Origin of the sequence: Pantoea alfalfae, from assembly GCF_019880205.1 — a bacterium.
In the GTDB taxonomy this organism is placed as follows: Bacteria; Pseudomonadota; Gammaproteobacteria; order Enterobacterales; family Enterobacteriaceae; genus Pantoea; species Pantoea alfalfae.
Map to the genome: position 1 here is coordinate 3176106 of NZ_CP082292.1, position 14106 is coordinate 3190211.

The 14106-nt window shown below is 55.2% G+C and carries 13 protein-coding genes; 6 read left to right on the top strand and 7 right to left on the bottom strand.

Annotated elements, in window-relative coordinates; all coding sequences use genetic code 11:
• The first annotated feature begins 4 nt into the window (after nt 1-4).
• The 4 genes from K6R05_RS15040 to proS all read left to right on the top strand — a co-directional run bounded on the left by K6R05_RS15040 (nt 5) and on the right by proS (nt 3856).
• Entirely contained in the window at nt 5-820 is an 816-nt protein-coding gene (locus K6R05_RS15040; RefSeq protein ID WP_161735512.1) for a MetQ/NlpA family lipoprotein, read from the top strand.
• Between the two features lie 128 nt (nt 821-948).
• A complete protein-coding gene (gene rcsF / locus K6R05_RS15045; protein WP_013356860.1) occupies nt 949-1347 on the top strand; it encodes an envelope stress sensor lipoprotein RcsF in 399 nt (132 codons plus the stop codon).
• Nucleotides 1344-2048 carry a tRNA (N6-threonylcarbamoyladenosine(37)-N6)-methyltransferase TrmO gene (gene tsaA, locus K6R05_RS15050; protein WP_222924505.1) on the top strand — a complete coding sequence of 235 codons (705 nt, stop codon included), beginning with the start codon at nt 1344-1346 and terminating at the stop codon, nt 2046-2048. The genes rcsF and tsaA overlap by 4 nt, the downstream gene beginning before the upstream one ends.
• 89 nt (nt 2049-2137) lie before the next feature.
• Nucleotides 2138-3856: a proline--tRNA ligase gene (gene proS, locus K6R05_RS15055; protein ID WP_161735508.1), complete on the top strand. Its 1719-nt coding sequence runs from the start codon at nt 2138-2140 to the stop codon at nt 3854-3856.
• Between the two features lie 204 nt (nt 3857-4060).
• Here proS and arfB read toward each other — a convergent pair whose 3' ends face one another.
• Complete coding sequence (gene arfB / locus K6R05_RS15060; RefSeq protein ID WP_003852622.1) at nt 4061-4471, bottom strand: alternative ribosome rescue aminoacyl-tRNA hydrolase ArfB; 411 nt, start codon at nt 4469-4471, stop codon at nt 4061-4063.
• Between the two features lie 217 nt (nt 4472-4688).
• Here arfB and K6R05_RS15065 point away from each other — a divergent pair, with 217 nt between their 5' ends.
• Nucleotides 4689-4889: a YaeP family protein gene (locus K6R05_RS15065; protein WP_003852623.1), complete on the top strand. Its 201-nt coding sequence runs from the start codon at nt 4689-4691 to the stop codon at nt 4887-4889.
• The gene (rof, locus tag K6R05_RS15070; RefSeq protein ID WP_150010675.1) at nt 4876-5136 is read left to right on the top strand and encodes a Rho-binding antiterminator; all 261 of its coding nucleotides are present in this window, start codon (nt 4876-4878) and stop codon (nt 5134-5136) included. The genes K6R05_RS15065 and rof overlap by 14 nt, the downstream gene beginning before the upstream one ends.
• A gap of 40 nt (nt 5137-5176) precedes the next feature.
• On the opposite strand, the gene K6R05_RS15075 is transcribed toward rof, so the two are convergent.
• From K6R05_RS15075 to dnaE, 6 genes are all read right to left on the bottom strand, one after another.
• Nucleotides 5177-5485, bottom strand: a complete 309-nt coding sequence (locus K6R05_RS15075; protein ID WP_161735506.1) for a c-type cytochrome — start codon at nt 5483-5485, stop codon at nt 5177-5179.
• A complete protein-coding gene (gene tilS, locus K6R05_RS15080) occupies nt 5424-6803 on the bottom strand; it encodes a tRNA lysidine(34) synthetase TilS (RefSeq protein WP_260059232.1) in 1380 nt (459 codons plus the stop codon). Before tilS ends, K6R05_RS15075 begins: the two co-directional genes overlap by 62 nt.
• A gap of 52 nt (nt 6804-6855) precedes the next feature.
• The gene (locus K6R05_RS15085; RefSeq protein ID WP_161735504.1) at nt 6856-7245 is read right to left on the bottom strand and encodes a VOC family protein; all 390 of its coding nucleotides are present in this window, start codon (nt 7243-7245) and stop codon (nt 6856-6858) included.
• Between the two features lie 64 nt (nt 7246-7309).
• Complete coding sequence (locus K6R05_RS15090; protein ID WP_222924507.1) at nt 7310-9460, bottom strand: lysine decarboxylase LdcC; 2151 nt, start codon at nt 9458-9460, stop codon at nt 7310-7312.
• Between the two features lie 169 nt (nt 9461-9629).
• The gene (accA, locus tag K6R05_RS15095) at nt 9630-10586 is read right to left on the bottom strand and encodes an acetyl-CoA carboxylase carboxyl transferase subunit alpha (RefSeq protein WP_013356851.1); all 957 of its coding nucleotides are present in this window, start codon (nt 10584-10586) and stop codon (nt 9630-9632) included.
• Between the two features lie 12 nt (nt 10587-10598).
• Nucleotides 10599-14081, bottom strand: coding sequence for a DNA polymerase III subunit alpha (dnaE, locus tag K6R05_RS15100; RefSeq protein WP_161735500.1), 3483 nt, complete (start codon nt 14079-14081; stop codon nt 10599-10601).
• Between the last annotated feature and the right edge of the window lie 25 nt (nt 14082-14106).

Consider the following 14106-nt stretch of genomic DNA (forward strand, 5'->3'; position numbering starts at 1 on the left):
GGATATGTCTTTCAGATTCAAAAAAATTGCCGCTGTGGGTGCACTGATTGGCGCGATTGCGCTGGCAGGATGCGATCAAAAAGAGAAAGACGCTAACCACATCAAAGTGGGCGTCATTGTTGGTGCTGAGCAGCAGGTTGCTGAAGCCGCACAGAAAGTGGCTAAAGATAAGTATGGTCTGGATGTTGAGCTGGTCACATTTAACGACTACGTGCTGCCGAATGAAGCGCTGAGCAAAGGCGATATCGACGTCAATGCTTTCCAGCACAAACCGTATCTGGATCAGCAGATCAAAGATCGTGGTTACAAGCTGGTTTCCGTAGGTAACTCCTTCGTCTACCCGATTGCAGGCTATTCGAAGAAGATCAAGTCACTGGATGAGCTGCAGGATGGCGCGCAGGTTGCCATTCCGAATGACCCGACGAACCTGGGCCGTACACTGCTGCTGCTGCAGAAAGTGGGGCTGATTAAACTGAAAGATGGCGTGGGCTTGCTGCCAACCTCGCTGGATATCACTGAGAATCCTAAGCATCTGAAAATTGTTGAGCTGGAAGCGCCGCAGCTGCCACGCTCACTGGACGATCAGCAGATCGCGCTCGCGGTTATCAACACCACTTACGCCAGCCAGATTGGCCTGACACCAGCCAAAGATGGCATTTTCGTCGAAGATAAAGACTCACCTTACGTGAACCTGATTGTCGCGCGCGAAGATAATAAAGATGCGGAAAACGTGAAGAAATTCGTCAAGGCTTACCAGTCTGACGAAGTTTACGCAGAAGCTAACAAAGTCTTTAATGGCGGCGCGGTTAAAGGCTGGTAATTCAGCTGTTCATCTCTTTAAGGGCGGCGCTATGCCGCCCTTTCTGTTATTGGGTGCCCTGCCCGACTTGTTATTTATTCTTGTCCTTGTTTCAATAACGCCACTTTTTGAAACCTGAGGATGTTGCCATGCGTTTTTTACCGCTCTGCTTGTTAGCATTGATGCTGACAGGGTGTGTTCATGAGTATCACCCGATAAGCAGCGCACCGTCCCGGCCGCAGCAATCCAGCCAACCGACCCGCAAACCTGTGGTACGACCGGCGCCGGTTAAGCTCTATACCGATGCCGCCGATCTGGTCAGTAAACCGTTCCGCGATCTGGGTGAAGTCTCCGCTGAAGATTGCCAGATCAGTAATCAGAACTCCCCGGCCAACATCGCCACAGCACGAAAACGTCTGCAGATTAAAGCATCACAGATGAAAGCCAATGCGGTGCTGCTGCATCAGTGTGAAATCGTCACCGGCACGCCGGGCTGCTATCGTCAGGCCGTCTGCCAGGGTTCAGCGCTGAAAGTCAGCAATCAATGAGTGAATTCGCCTTTGCGCAAATTGGGGTAATCCGCTCACCGTGGAAGGAGAAGTTTGCCGTGCCGCGCCAGCCAGGGCTGGTGCAGGATGGCGGCGGCGAACTGCACCTGCAGCCACCTTACAATCAGCCGGAAGCGGTGCGTGGGCTGGAAGCGTTCAGCCATCTCTGGTTGCTGTTTGTCTTCCATCAGACGATGGCCGGCGGCTGGCGTCCTACGGTTCGCCCTCCCCGACTGGGCGGCAATGAGCGCATGGGTGTATTTGCGACACGTTCAACGTTCCGTCCCAATCCCATTGGCATGTCGCTGGTTGAGCTAAAAGGTATCAGGATTGAAAAACAGCAGGTGATCCTGCAGCTTGGCAGTCTGGATCTGGTCGATGGCACGCCGGTGGTCGATATCAAACCTTATCTGCCCTTTGCCGAAGCGCTGCCTCATGCACAGGCAGGTTTTGCTCAGGCGGCACCTGCCGCTGATATGCCGGTTCGCTTCTCCGCTTTGGCCCAGCAGCAGCTTCAGCAGCAGTCGCGCTACCCCAATCTGGCACGTTTTATCAGCGAAGTGCTGGCACAGGATCCTCGTCCCGCTTACCGACAGAGCGAAACGCAGGCGCGGGAATATGCGGCCTGGCTGATGGATTTTAATGTACGCTGGCGCATTGATGATGCCGGTACTGAAGTAATCGCGATCGACCCGCGTTAAAACCCGCTTTTGAGCCGGTGATCTCACTGGTACACTAGCCGCCAGCAAAATTCTGTCTGTGACTTTCCGATCAACTGGAACCGTAATCAATGCGTACTACTCAATATCTGCTCTCTACTCAGAAAGAGACGCCTTCCGACGCTGAAGTGATCAGCCACCAGCTGATGCTGCGCGCCGGTATGATCCGCAAACTGGCTTCTGGCTTGTACACCTGGTTACCGACCGGGGTTCGCGTGCTGAAGAAAGTCGAAAACATCGTGCGTGAAGAGATGAACAACGCGGGCGCGGTTGAGATTTTAATGCCGGTTGTGCAGCCCGCCGACCTGTGGCAGGAGAGCGGTCGCTGGGAGGAGTATGGCCCGGAACTGTTACGTATTGCCGATCGCCACGAACGTCCGTTCGTGCTGGGTCCGACGCATGAAGAGGTGGTCACTGACCTGATCCGCAATGAGCTGAGCTCTTATAAGCAACTGCCACTCAACCTCTATCAGATTCAGACCAAATTCCGTGATGAAGTCCGTCCGCGCTTTGGCGTGATGCGTTCACGCGAGTTCATCATGAAAGATGCTTACTCATTCCATACGTCGCAGGAATCGCTGCAGGAAACCTATGACGCGATGTACCGCGCTTATAGCCAGATTTTCAGCCGTATGGGCCTGGATTTCCGTGCCGTGCAGGCCGACACTGGCTCTATCGGCGGCAGCGCATCACATGAGTTCCAGGTACTGGCGCAGAGCGGTGAAGATGATGTGATCTTCTCTACCGATTCTGATTACGCCGCCAACATTGAGCTGGCCGAAGCCGTTGCCCCCGCGGGTGAACGTGCCGCGCCATCGCAGGAGATGCAGCTGGTTGAGACGCCAGACGCAAAAACCATCGTGGAGCTGGTTGAGCAATTCAGTGTGCCTGTTGAAAAAACAGTGAAAACGCTGATTGTTAAAGGTGCCGAAGAGAGCGGCCACGCGCTGGTTGCCCTGCTGGTACGCGGCGATCATCAGCTTAATGAGATCAAAGCGGAGAAGTCAGAGATCGTTGCGTCACCGCTGGTGTTCGCGACCGAAGAAGAGATTCGCGCCGCAGTGGGTGCCGGACCGGGTTCAATCGGCCCGGTTGGTCTGCAGATGCCGATCATTGCTGACCGTACCGTGGCGAAGATGAGCGACTTCAGCGCCGGTGCCAACGTCGATGGTAAACACTACTTCGGCATTAACTGGGAGCGCGATCTGCCGCTGGCCAGCGTTGCAGATATCCGTAACGTGGTCGAAGGCGATTTAAGCCCGGATGGCAAAGGTACGCTGCAGATCAAACGCGGCATCGAAGTGGGTCACATCTTCCAGCTCGGCACCAAGTATTCTGACGCGCTGAAAGCCTCCGTTCAGGGTGAAGATGGCCGTAATCAGGTGATGAGCATGGGCTGCTATGGCATCGGCATCACTCGCGTGGTTGCCGCAGCCATTGAGCAGAACCATGACGATCGCGGCATCATCTGGCCAGCCGCACTGGCACCGTTCGAAGTGGCAATTCTGCCGATGAATATGCAGAAATCGTTCCGCGTTAAAGAGCTGGCGGAAGAGCTGTATGCCACCCTGCGAGCCAGGGGCGTTGAGGTTATTCTGGATGACCGTAAAGAGCGTCCGGGCGTGATGTTCGCAGATATGGAACTGATCGGTGTGCCGCACACCATCGTCATCGGCGACCGCAATCTCGACAATCAGGAGATTGAATATAAATCACGTCGTGCCGGTGAGAAGCAGATGATTAAGCAGGATGAAATCGTTGATTTCCTGCTGAAGGCTCTGAATAAGTAAGTTCTTAGCGTTAGTCAAAGCGGGCTGAATCTGGCCGCAACTGATGAGTTCAACGTGAAAGGAACCGGGTCAGAAGAGGAAAGCGGCCATGGATGGCTTTAGCGACTTTCCGGTCTGACCCGGTTCCCTGAGAAAGCTCGGAATCTCTTCAAGGCTCGCCCCTGAAGTTATAAGTACTCAAACGCCCCGCCTGCGGGGCGTTTTTTATTGCACCTTGCCGCGCATCGATTTAGTCGAACTGCGTCGCGCTTTTCCTTCCAGACGACGTTCTTTCGAGGCGCGTGTCGGGCGCGTGGCGCGCCGGGCTTTTTCGACGGTGCTCAGCTCCTGGATCAGATTGACCAGACGTTGCAGCGCCGCTTCACGATTCATCTCCTGACTACGATACTCCTGCGCCTTAATCACCACGACGCCATCACCGGTAATCAGATGATGGCTGGCGGTGAGCAGTCGCTCTTTATAAAACGCAGGCAGTGAAGAGGCCGCAATATCGAAACGCAGATGAATGGCGGTGCTGGCTTTGTTGACATGTTGTCCGCCTGCACCCTGGGCACGAATCGCCGTCAGCTCGATCTCACTCTCCGGAATCTCAACCGAACGGGATAGCATAATCATTAGCGCTCTCCCCATACCTTAATCACGTTGACCTCCGATAACCTGTTCATCAATTTAACCTTTTGTGCTCTGATTCAGTCCGCCTGAGACAGCGGAATCTGTCACTTTAGCAGTGATTCGCGCACTGATCCTGCTTTACACAGGCTGATTTCCTCCAAATGGCTATGATATAGTCGCCAGTTAACCAGAGTATTTACGCTCTGCTGAGGAGGGCCACGTGCAAAATTATTGTGAGTTAGTTCGCCGGAAATATGCCGAAATCGGCAGCGGGGATTTAGGTTACATACCGGATGCGATTGGCTGCGCATTAAAGGCACTTAATGATATTGCCGCAAATACTGAGCTAAACTCTTCTGTCAGGGAACAGGCGGCTTACGCCGCTGCTAACTTATTGGTGAGCGACTATGTTGATAAATGAAGCGTACCAACCTATCAATTGCGATGATTACGATAATCTGGAGCTCGCCTGCCAGAACCACTGGATGCTGTCGCTGGAAATGAAAGATGGCGAGCAGCTCAAGGCAAAGGCTAAAGAGATCTTTTCACGCAAGAATGTGGAATATCTGGCTATCGATCTTTCCGGTGAGCATCGCGAATTACGTCTCGATCATATCGCCAGCTTTACCCATCCCGAACTGGGTACGGTCGTGGTCAGCGCAGAGTAATCCACGCATTCCGGGCGGGACCTTCCCGCCCGTTTAAACATCAGGGCTGTAACGAACTGTAGTACGCCGCCAGATCCGCCATATCGCTATCGCTTAATCCCGCCACAAACGCCTTCATGACCTCAGCCTGACCCCCGCTGCGCTCACCCTTTTTGTAGGCCTGCAGCGCATGCTCCAGATAAGGGGCGTGTTGTCCGGCCAGGTTTGGGTAGAGCGGCACCGCCGCTTTGCCCGCTGCGCCATGACACGCCATGCAACTGGCCGCTTTTTCTGCGCCGCGGTGCGCATCACCCGCCGCCCATGCCGGTAACACGGCGGCCACTAAACAGGCGATAAGCCATTGCTTCATTGTTATTGCTCTCCTGCGCAGGTGTCATGTCCCAGACTATCTGCCAGCCCTGCTGATCACTGGCCGCGCCAGCATGGGTGACAAAGAGATTCGGTAGACAGACCAGCGCCTGGTTGTAAAAAATTAACGGCAGCCGTTCTCGCTGCCACGGCGGTATCTGTAACTCCTGCCAAAGCTTTTTCATTTCTCTTCCGCCATTGCGACCCACCACATGAACGTGACCCTGCGCATGGAACCGCACGCTGATCTGCTCATCCGGCTGAGGATAGCGTAACAGGCTTTGTGACTGGCTGGCTCGCAGCGTGCCGAGATTCTGTGGTAAATCCAGCGGCTGGCGAATATCGGGCCATGCCAGCTCAGTGTCTCGCAGTGACGGGAATAACGGCAGCCAGTAGAGTTGCTGACGGTACCGACGCAATTCAGCCTGACCGAAGCGTAGCCGGGGCTGTGCATCTTCCCGGCTTGCCATCACTTCATCGCAAATACGCTTCAGCGCATCACGGGATGGCATCGCCCCACCCTGTCCGGCGATCCAGCGGCGCAATAACGCGTTAGCACGCAGCGCGCTCATGTTCATTAAAGGTGGAAAATAAAGGCTGCCGTCAGGCTGGATCAGCTCGGCCAGTTGCCCGGCGAGCAGTTCATCCAGCAACTGCTCCTGTTCACTGCACAATGCCGCACTTCGGGCCGTTGCCTCGGCAAAATGGGGCCAGCGCTGATAAAGCTCAGGCAGCAGCCGCTGGCGTAAGAAGTTACGATCGTAGCGAAGATCCTGATTGCTTTCATCATCTATCCACACCAGCTGATGTACGTCGGCGTAAGCTTCCAGCGACTTTCGCGACTGATTCAGCAGCGGACGCACCAGCTGATGGGAACCCAGCATGCGCGATGATGGCATCGCAGCCAGCCCGGCAGGACCACTGCCGCGCTTCAGCGCCAGCAGAAAGGTTTCACACTGATCGTCGAGGTGCTGCGCGGTAAGTAATATCTCGCCCGGCTTGAGCGCGGCGCTCAGCGCCTGATAACGGGCGGTGCGGGCGGCTGCTTCAATCCCGGTTTCCCTGTCATCCACCGTCACGCGCAGCACGTCACATGTCAGCTGCAACTGTTCGCATATCGTCTGGCAATGGGCGGCCCATGCATCGGCATTCGGGCTAAGACCGTGATGCACATGCAACGCCCGCAGGCGCGACTGAGGATGCTGCTGCTGCCAGCCGCGAAGCTGATGCAGCAGCACCGTTGAATCGAGTCCGCCGCTGAATGCGACTACCAGCGCGGCATCAGGTTGCAACAGAGCGTCAAAAGCGGGCAAAGACATAGCGGCATCCGAAAAATCGGGCCACTGAATGTCGCCCGCTGAACGCGCTATTTTACGCCTGATAAAGCTCCAGCGGCAAACCATCCGGATCCGTAAAGAACGTACACTGTTTACCGGTCAGTTCATCAATGCGAATCGGCTCGCAGATAACACCTTTATCGGCCAGCGTGGCGACAGCAGCGACCACATCCGGCACGGTAAAGGCCAGGTGGCGCAGGCCACATGCTTCGGGATGACTGACCCGCGCCGGCGGCTCAGGGAAAGAGAACAGCTCAATGGTATAGCGATCCTGTAAGGCCAGGTCGCCTTTCCAGGAGTCGCGCGCCTCGCGGTAAACTTCGCCCATCAGGCGAAAGCCCAGCACGTCACAATAGAACGCTTTGCTGCGCTGATAGTCGGACGCGATGATGGCGATGTGGTGAATAGCGGTTAACTGCAACATAGTGAATGTCCTGATTCAGGCAGGCTGCCCGCAGACCGCCTGCCGCTGTGAGTGGTTTAAGGGTTTACGCGGGATCGTTTTTTAGCACGCGAACGCGGTACTCGCCCTCTTCCGTCAGGCTGGCACCGTGAATATCGGTTTCGAAGCCCGGATAACGCCGGCCAATGCTGCACAGCATTAGCAGGAAGTCGAGCACAGCACGGCTCTTCTCCGTAATCATCTCGCCCGGCATCACCAGTGGAACGCCTGGCGGATAAGGCAGAATCATGTTGGCCGACACCCGCCCGACCAGTTCACTGAGATCCACCGTTTCGATATTGCCCTTCACCTGCTGCTGAAACGCCTGATGCGGCGTCATCTTCATTTCGGGCAGCACATCAAATGCCTGCAGCATCAGACGCGGCAGATCGTGATGGCGGATCAGCTGATGGATCCCCTGCGCCAGCGTCTGGATACGCATATTTCGATAAAAGTCGGGATCTTCAGCGTAGAGATCCGGCAGCATATTTTTCACCCGCAGATTGAGATCGTAGGCGCGTTTAAACTCGGTCAGACCGCGCAGCACGCTCATCGCTTTGGTTTTGTCGATGCCGATACTGAACAGGAACAGCAGGTTATAGGGGCCGGTCTTCTCCACTACAATGCCGCGCTCATCGAGAAACTTCGCTACCAGCGCGGCCGGGATCCCCTCTTCCGCCATCTCACCCAGCTCGCTCATACCTGGCGTCAGAATGGTGACCTTGATCGGATCGAGGTACATGTGGTCACGATCGGCCTGCGTAAATCCGTGCCACTCTTCGTCGCCGGGCTGGATCGCCCAGCATTGCGCTTCATCAATCTGTTCCGGCTGCCAGATATCGAAGAACCAGCTGTCAGACTCTTCGCGCAGGCGCTGGATTTCCCGACGGAAGTGCAGCGCGCGTTCCACCGAGCGATTGATTAACCGCTTACCGGGGTTACCACGCAGCATGGCGGCGGCAGTTTCAATTGAGGAGACAATAGCGTAATTGGGCGAGGTGGTGGTGTGCATCATGTAGGCTTCGTTAAACGTCTGTTCGTCGTAGTCGCCTTTAATGTGAATCATGGAGGCCTGCGAGAACGCCGCCAGCAGTTTGTGGGTCGATTGCGTCTCGTATATCACCTTGCCCGGAATACGATCGCCACTCATGCCGCTTTTACCGGCATAAATCGGATGGAAATTGGTGTAAGGCACCCAGGCTGAATCGAAATGAATTGACGGCACATCCAGCGTCTCTTTAATGAACTGGGTATTGTAGAGCAGCCCATCGTAAGTGGAGTTGGTGATCACCGCATGCACCGGCCAGGTAGCGCGATCGGTGGTCGCGACCTTCTGCGTAATGCTCTCACGGGTGAACTCGTGCTTCGGGATACCGCCGAGAATCCCCAGCGCATTGCGGGTTGGCTTCAGCCAGATCGGGACCAGATCGCTCATCATCAGCAGATGAGTCAGAGACTTGTGGCAGTTGCGATCGATCAATACGGTGCTGCCCGCCGGGGCCGCATACATGCCGACAATTTTGTTCGACGTTGAGGTGCCATTGGTCACCATATAACTCTGCTCGGCGCCAAACGTGCGTGCGATGTACTCTTCCGCTTCAAGGTGCGGGCCGGTGTGATCCAGCAGCGAACCCAGCTCGGTCACTGAAATGGAGATGTCCGACTTCAGCGTATTGGCCCCGAAGAAATCGTAGAACAGGCAGCCTACCGGGCTCTTCTGAAATGCGGTGCCCGCCATATGGCCCGGTGTGCAGAAGGTGTACTTGCCCTCTTTCACATAGGTGAACAATGCTTTGGTCAGCGGCGGCGTAATGTGGTCGAGATAGTCATCGGTATACTGCCGGATATGCAGCGCGATATCGTCGGCGGCATTCAGCGCATATTCAAAAAAGTGCAGCGGCATGCGCATCTCATTGATGCTGATGTCCATCTGTGAGTGGGTATTAATAAAGGCGTACAGCGGCAGGTATTCGTTGAGCTGATTAATCTCACCACACAGTTCAGGACTGTTGTGTGCATCCCAGTCGAAGATGACGCCGCTGATACGCGGATTGTGTTCAATCAGCTTCAGCAGATCATCACTGTTTTTCGGGTAAAGCAGCTGGAAGCCTTGCAGATTTAACGCCGCGTCGAGTTCGCGTAACGGTTCATCTTTATAAAACACGCCGTGCGCGCCCATGATCGCCAGAATATTCAATGCCCCTCTCCCTGATTGTTGTGGAACCGGACAAGCATAACCGCTAACTCAGGGAAGGTGTAGCAAGGGGACGATCAGATGAGGCTGAAAGGCGTCAGACCGCGTGCGGGGGCTGAACTGGCGGCATAAAAAAAGCGGACCGAAGTCCGCTTTTATTGATGGGCTAAAATCAGGCGTAGCCATAGCTCATCAGACGCTGATAACGACGATCCAGCAGCTCCTCGGTGGTTAATCCATCGAGGTCGGCCAGGTCAGCCAGCAGCTGCTGCTTGAGTGACTGCGCCATATCCACCGGACGACGATGCGCGCCACCCAGCGGTTCAGGGATGACGGAGTCAATCAGCTTCAGCTCTTTCAGACGGTGTGCAGTAATGCCCATCGCTTCGGCGGCAAGCGGTGCTTTGTCAGCGCTTTTCCACAGAATGGAAGCACAGCCTTCCGGCGAGATCACTGAATAAGTGCTGTACTGCAGCATATTCACTTTATCGCCCACGCCAATTGCCAGCGCGCCACCTGAACCGCCTTCACCGATGACCGTACAGATCACGGGTACTTTCAGACCAGACATTTCACGCAGGTTGCGGGCAATCGCTTCAGACTGCCCACGCTCTTCCGCGCCCACGCCCGGATAAGCACCCGGTGTGTCGATGAAGGTGATGATTGGCATTTTGAAACGTTCAGCCATCTCCATCAGGCGCAGCGCTTTGCGGTAGCCTTCCGGTGCGGGCATGCCGAAGTTACGGCGAATCTTCTCTTTGGTTTCACGGCCTTTCTGGTGCCCGATGATCATCACCGGACGTCCATCAAGACGCGCAATCCCGCCGACAATCGCTTTGTCGTCCGCATAAGCACGGTCGCCCGCCAGCTCATCGAAATCGTCGAAGGCGTTGCGAACGTAGTCAAAGGTGTAAGGACGTAAAGGATGGCGTGCCAGTTGGGCAATTTGCCATGCGCCCAAATCGGCGAAGATTTTACGGGTCAGCTCAACGCTTTTCTCACGCAGACGCTGAACTTCTTCATCCAGATTAACGTGTTTATCATCCTGACGACCAATCGAGGTCAGCGAATCAATCTTCGCTTCCAGTTCTGCAATTGGCTGTTCAAAATCCAGGTAATTAAGACTCATAATGTTCCTGTTCTAGTCAAACTCCAGTTCCACCTGCTCCGATCCAATCAACGAGCGCAGATCGTTAAGTAAACGATCGCTGGGCGAAATTCGCCACGCTGCACCAAAGCGCAGCTTCGCTCGCGCGTCGGCTCTCTGATAGTAGAGATGCACCGGAATAGTCCCTGATCGATGGGGTTCCAGGGACTGACGGAGTCGGTTTAATAGCTGGTCATCAATTTGCCTGTCCGTCAGCGAGATAGCAAGTCCGCGCGCGTATTTTTCGCGAGCTTCGTCGATGTCCATGACTTCACGCGCGGTCATTTTAAGCCCACCACTGAAGTCATCAAAGCTGACCTGTCCGCTGACGATCAGGATTCGGTCTTTCTCCAGCAACTGCTGGTATTTATCTAACGCATCGGTAAATAACATCACCTCAAGACGACCGGAGCGATCGTCCAGAGTACAGATACCAATTCGGTTGCCGCGTTTGGTCACCATTACCCGCGCGGCGATCACCAGACCGGCCGCCACGGTAATTTTACCCCGATCGGTAGGATGCATATCTTTCAGCCGCACCCCGCCAACGTAACGCTCAATTTCTTTCAGATACTGATTAATCGGGTGGCCGGTCAGGTACAAGCCCAGCGTTTCCCGTTCACCATCCAGCTGCACCTGCTCAGGCCAGGGTGTGACGCTGGCGTACGATTTCTCAACCTGCTCCGGCTCTTCTGCCAGTACGCCAAACATATCTGCCTGACCAATCGCTTCCGCTTTCGCGTGTTGATCGGCCGCTTTCAGCGCGTCGCTGAGTGCACTCATCAGCGCCGCGCGATGCGGTCCGAGGCGATCAAAGGCCCCGGACATAATCAGTTTCTCCATCACCCGACGGTTGATCTTTTTGGTATCGGTACGGGCGCAGAGATCAAACAGCTCGCGGAAATAGCCGCCTTCGTTACGGGCGTCGATGATCGCTTCGATCGGACCTTCGCCCACGCCTTTGATCGCGCCTATGCCGTACACGATCTCGCCCGCTTCGTTAACATGGAACGGATAGAGACCGGAGTTAATATCGGGCGGCAGGACTTTCAACCCCATCCGCCAGCACTCATCGACCAGGCCGACTACTTTCTCGGTGTTATCCATATCGGCGGTCATAACCGCCGCCATAAACTCAGCCGGATAGTGCGCTTTCAGCCACAGCGTCTGATAGGAGACCAGTGCGTAGGCCGCAGAGTGTGACTTGTTAAAGCCATACCCTGCAAATTTTTCCACCAGATCGAAGATCTTCATCGACAGTTCGCCGTCGATGCCCATGCTTTCGGCACCGTCGCGGAAGACTGAACGCTGTTTGGCCATCTCCTCAGGTTTCTTTTTACCCATGGCGCGACGCAGCATATCTGCACCGCCCAGGGTGTAACCGGACAGGACCTGGGCGATCTGCATCACCTGTTCCTGATAGAGGATGATGCCGTACGTTGGCTCCAGTACTGGCTTCAGGCTTTCATGCTGCCACTGGATGTCGGGATAGGAGATCGCTTCCCGGCCATGCTTACGGTCAATGAAGTTGTCTACCATGCCGGACTGCAGAGGACCAGGACGGAACAGCGCCACCAGTGCGATCATATCTTCGAAGCAGTCGGGCTTAAGACGCTTAATCAGATCTTTCATGCCGCGCGATTCAAGCTGGAACACTGCGGTGGTTTCCGAGCGCTGCAGCATATCGAAGCTTTTCTTATCATCCAGTGGGATCGCGGCGATATCGATCGGCTCCAGTCCCTCTTTTTCCCGGCGCGGATTGATCATCTTCAGCGCCCAGTCGATGATGGTCAGCGTACGCAGCCCCAGGAAGTCGAACTTCACCAGTCCGGCATATTCCACATCATTTTTATCGAACTGGGTGACCGGGAACTGGCCGTGCTCATCGCAATAGAGCGGCGCAAAATCGGTGATCTTCGTTGGCGCAATGACCACGCCACCCGCATGCTTACCGGCGTTACGCGTCACCCCTTCCAGCTTGCGCGCCATGTCGATGAGCGCTTTCACCTCTTCATCTGCGTCATACATCGCAGGAAGTTGTGGTTCAGCAATAAACGCTTTTTCCAGCGTCATGCCGGGATCGGGCGGGATCAGTTTTGAAATACGGTCAACGAAGCCGTAAGGATGACCCAGCACGCGGCCCACATCGCGGATAACCGCTTTCGCTGCCATGGTGCCGAAGGTAATGATCTGTGAAACCGCTTCACGTCCGTACATATCGGCGACATGTTCGATCACCTGATCGCGCTTCTCCATGCAGAAGTCGACGTCGAAGTCGGGCATTGAGACACGTTCAGGGTTCAGGAAGCGTTCGAACAGCAGGTCAAATTCCAGCGGATCGATATCGGTGATTTTCAACGCATAGGCCACCAGCGAACCCGCACCCGAACCACGCCCCGGTCCGACCGGCACACCGTTATCCTTGGACCACTGGATGAACTCCATTACGATCAGGAAGTAGCCCGGGAATCCCATCTGGTTGATAACGTTGAGTTCAATTTCCAAACGCTCATCATATTCCGGGCGTTTTTCCGCGCGCTCAGCCTCGTCCGGGAACAGGAACACCAGACGCTCTTCCAGTCCCTCACGGGATTTCACCACCAGATAATCTTCAGTGGTCATGTCGCCGGTCGGGAACTGCGGCAGGAAGTACTCGCCGAGCCGGACCGTGACGTTACAACGCTTAGCAATCTCTACGCTGTTTTCCAGCGCTTCCGGGATGTCCGAGAACAGCTCGCACATCTCTTCTTCGCTGCGCATATATTGCTGAGGACTGTAGTTGCGCGGACGCTTGGGATCATCCAGCGTATAGCCGTCGTGAATCGCAACGCGAATTTCGTGCGCGTCGAAATCTTCTGCGTTGATAAAGCAGACTTCATTGGTGGCGACGACCGGGATGCCCTCGGCAATGGCCAGCTCAACGGCGGCATGCAGATAGCTCTCTTCGTCCTGACGACCGGTGCGGATCAGCTCCAGATAGTAGCGATCAGGGAAATGCTGCTGGTAAAACGACAGACACTGCGACACCAGGGCGTTATTGCCACGCAGCAGGCTGCGGCCCACATCGCCACGCCGTCCGCCCGACAGCAGGATTAACCCTTCCTGCAACTCAATCAGCCAGTCGCGATCGATGATCGGTCCATCCACGCCATAACCACGCTGATAGGCGCGGGAGATCAGCAGCGTCAGATTCTGATAGCCGGTATTACTTGAAGCCAGCACGGTAAGTTGGGTCAGCTCATCCCCCATCAACTCGCTGGCAACGTTGAAATCGGCACCAATGACCGGCTTTATCCCTGCGCTGTGTGCGCCACCGTAAAATTTCACCAGACCACAAAGGTTAGTGAAGTCGGTAATTGCGATAGCAGGCATGCCAAGGGCAGCTGCCTTCTTGATCAATGGCCCGGTTTTCGCCAGGCCATCAACCATCGAATAGTCACTGTGGACACGGAGATGTATAAAACGGGGTTCAGCCATATCAGTTTCCGGTTAAAACAGCGTC

What these genes read in the sequence shown, in the direction of transcription:
- K6R05_RS15040 (WP_161735512.1), top strand. Translation starts at nt 5, where the DNA reads ATGTCTTTCAGATTCAAAAAAATTGCCGCTGTGGGTGCACTGATTGGC.
- rcsF (WP_013356860.1), top strand. Translation starts at nt 949, where the DNA reads ATGCGTTTTTTACCGCTCTGCTTGTTAGCATTGATGCTGACAGGGTGT.
- tsaA (WP_222924505.1), top strand. Translation starts at nt 1,344, where the DNA reads ATGAGTGAATTCGCCTTTGCGCAAATTGGGGTAATCCGCTCACCGTGG.
- proS (WP_161735508.1), top strand. Translation starts at nt 2,138, where the DNA reads ATGCGTACTACTCAATATCTGCTCTCTACTCAGAAAGAGACGCCTTCC.
- arfB (WP_003852622.1), bottom strand. Translation starts at nt 4,471, where the DNA reads ATGATTATGCTATCCCGTTCGGTTGAGATTCCGGAGAGTGAGATCGAG.
- rof (WP_150010675.1), top strand. Translation starts at nt 4,876, where the DNA reads ATGTTGATAAATGAAGCGTACCAACCTATCAATTGCGATGATTACGAT.
- K6R05_RS15075 (WP_161735506.1), bottom strand. Translation starts at nt 5,485, where the DNA reads ATGAAGCAATGGCTTATCGCCTGTTTAGTGGCCGCCGTGTTACCGGCA.
- tilS (WP_260059232.1), bottom strand. Translation starts at nt 6,803, where the DNA reads ATGTCTTTGCCCGCTTTTGACGCTCTGTTGCAACCTGATGCCGCGCTG.
- K6R05_RS15085 (WP_161735504.1), bottom strand. Translation starts at nt 7,245, where the DNA reads ATGTTGCAGTTAACCGCTATTCACCACATCGCCATCATCGCGTCCGAC.
- accA (WP_013356851.1), bottom strand. Translation starts at nt 10,586, where the DNA reads ATGAGTCTTAATTACCTGGATTTTGAACAGCCAATTGCAGAACTGGAA.
- dnaE (WP_161735500.1), bottom strand. Translation starts at nt 14,081, where the DNA reads ATGGCTGAACCCCGTTTTATACATCTCCGTGTCCACAGTGACTATTCG.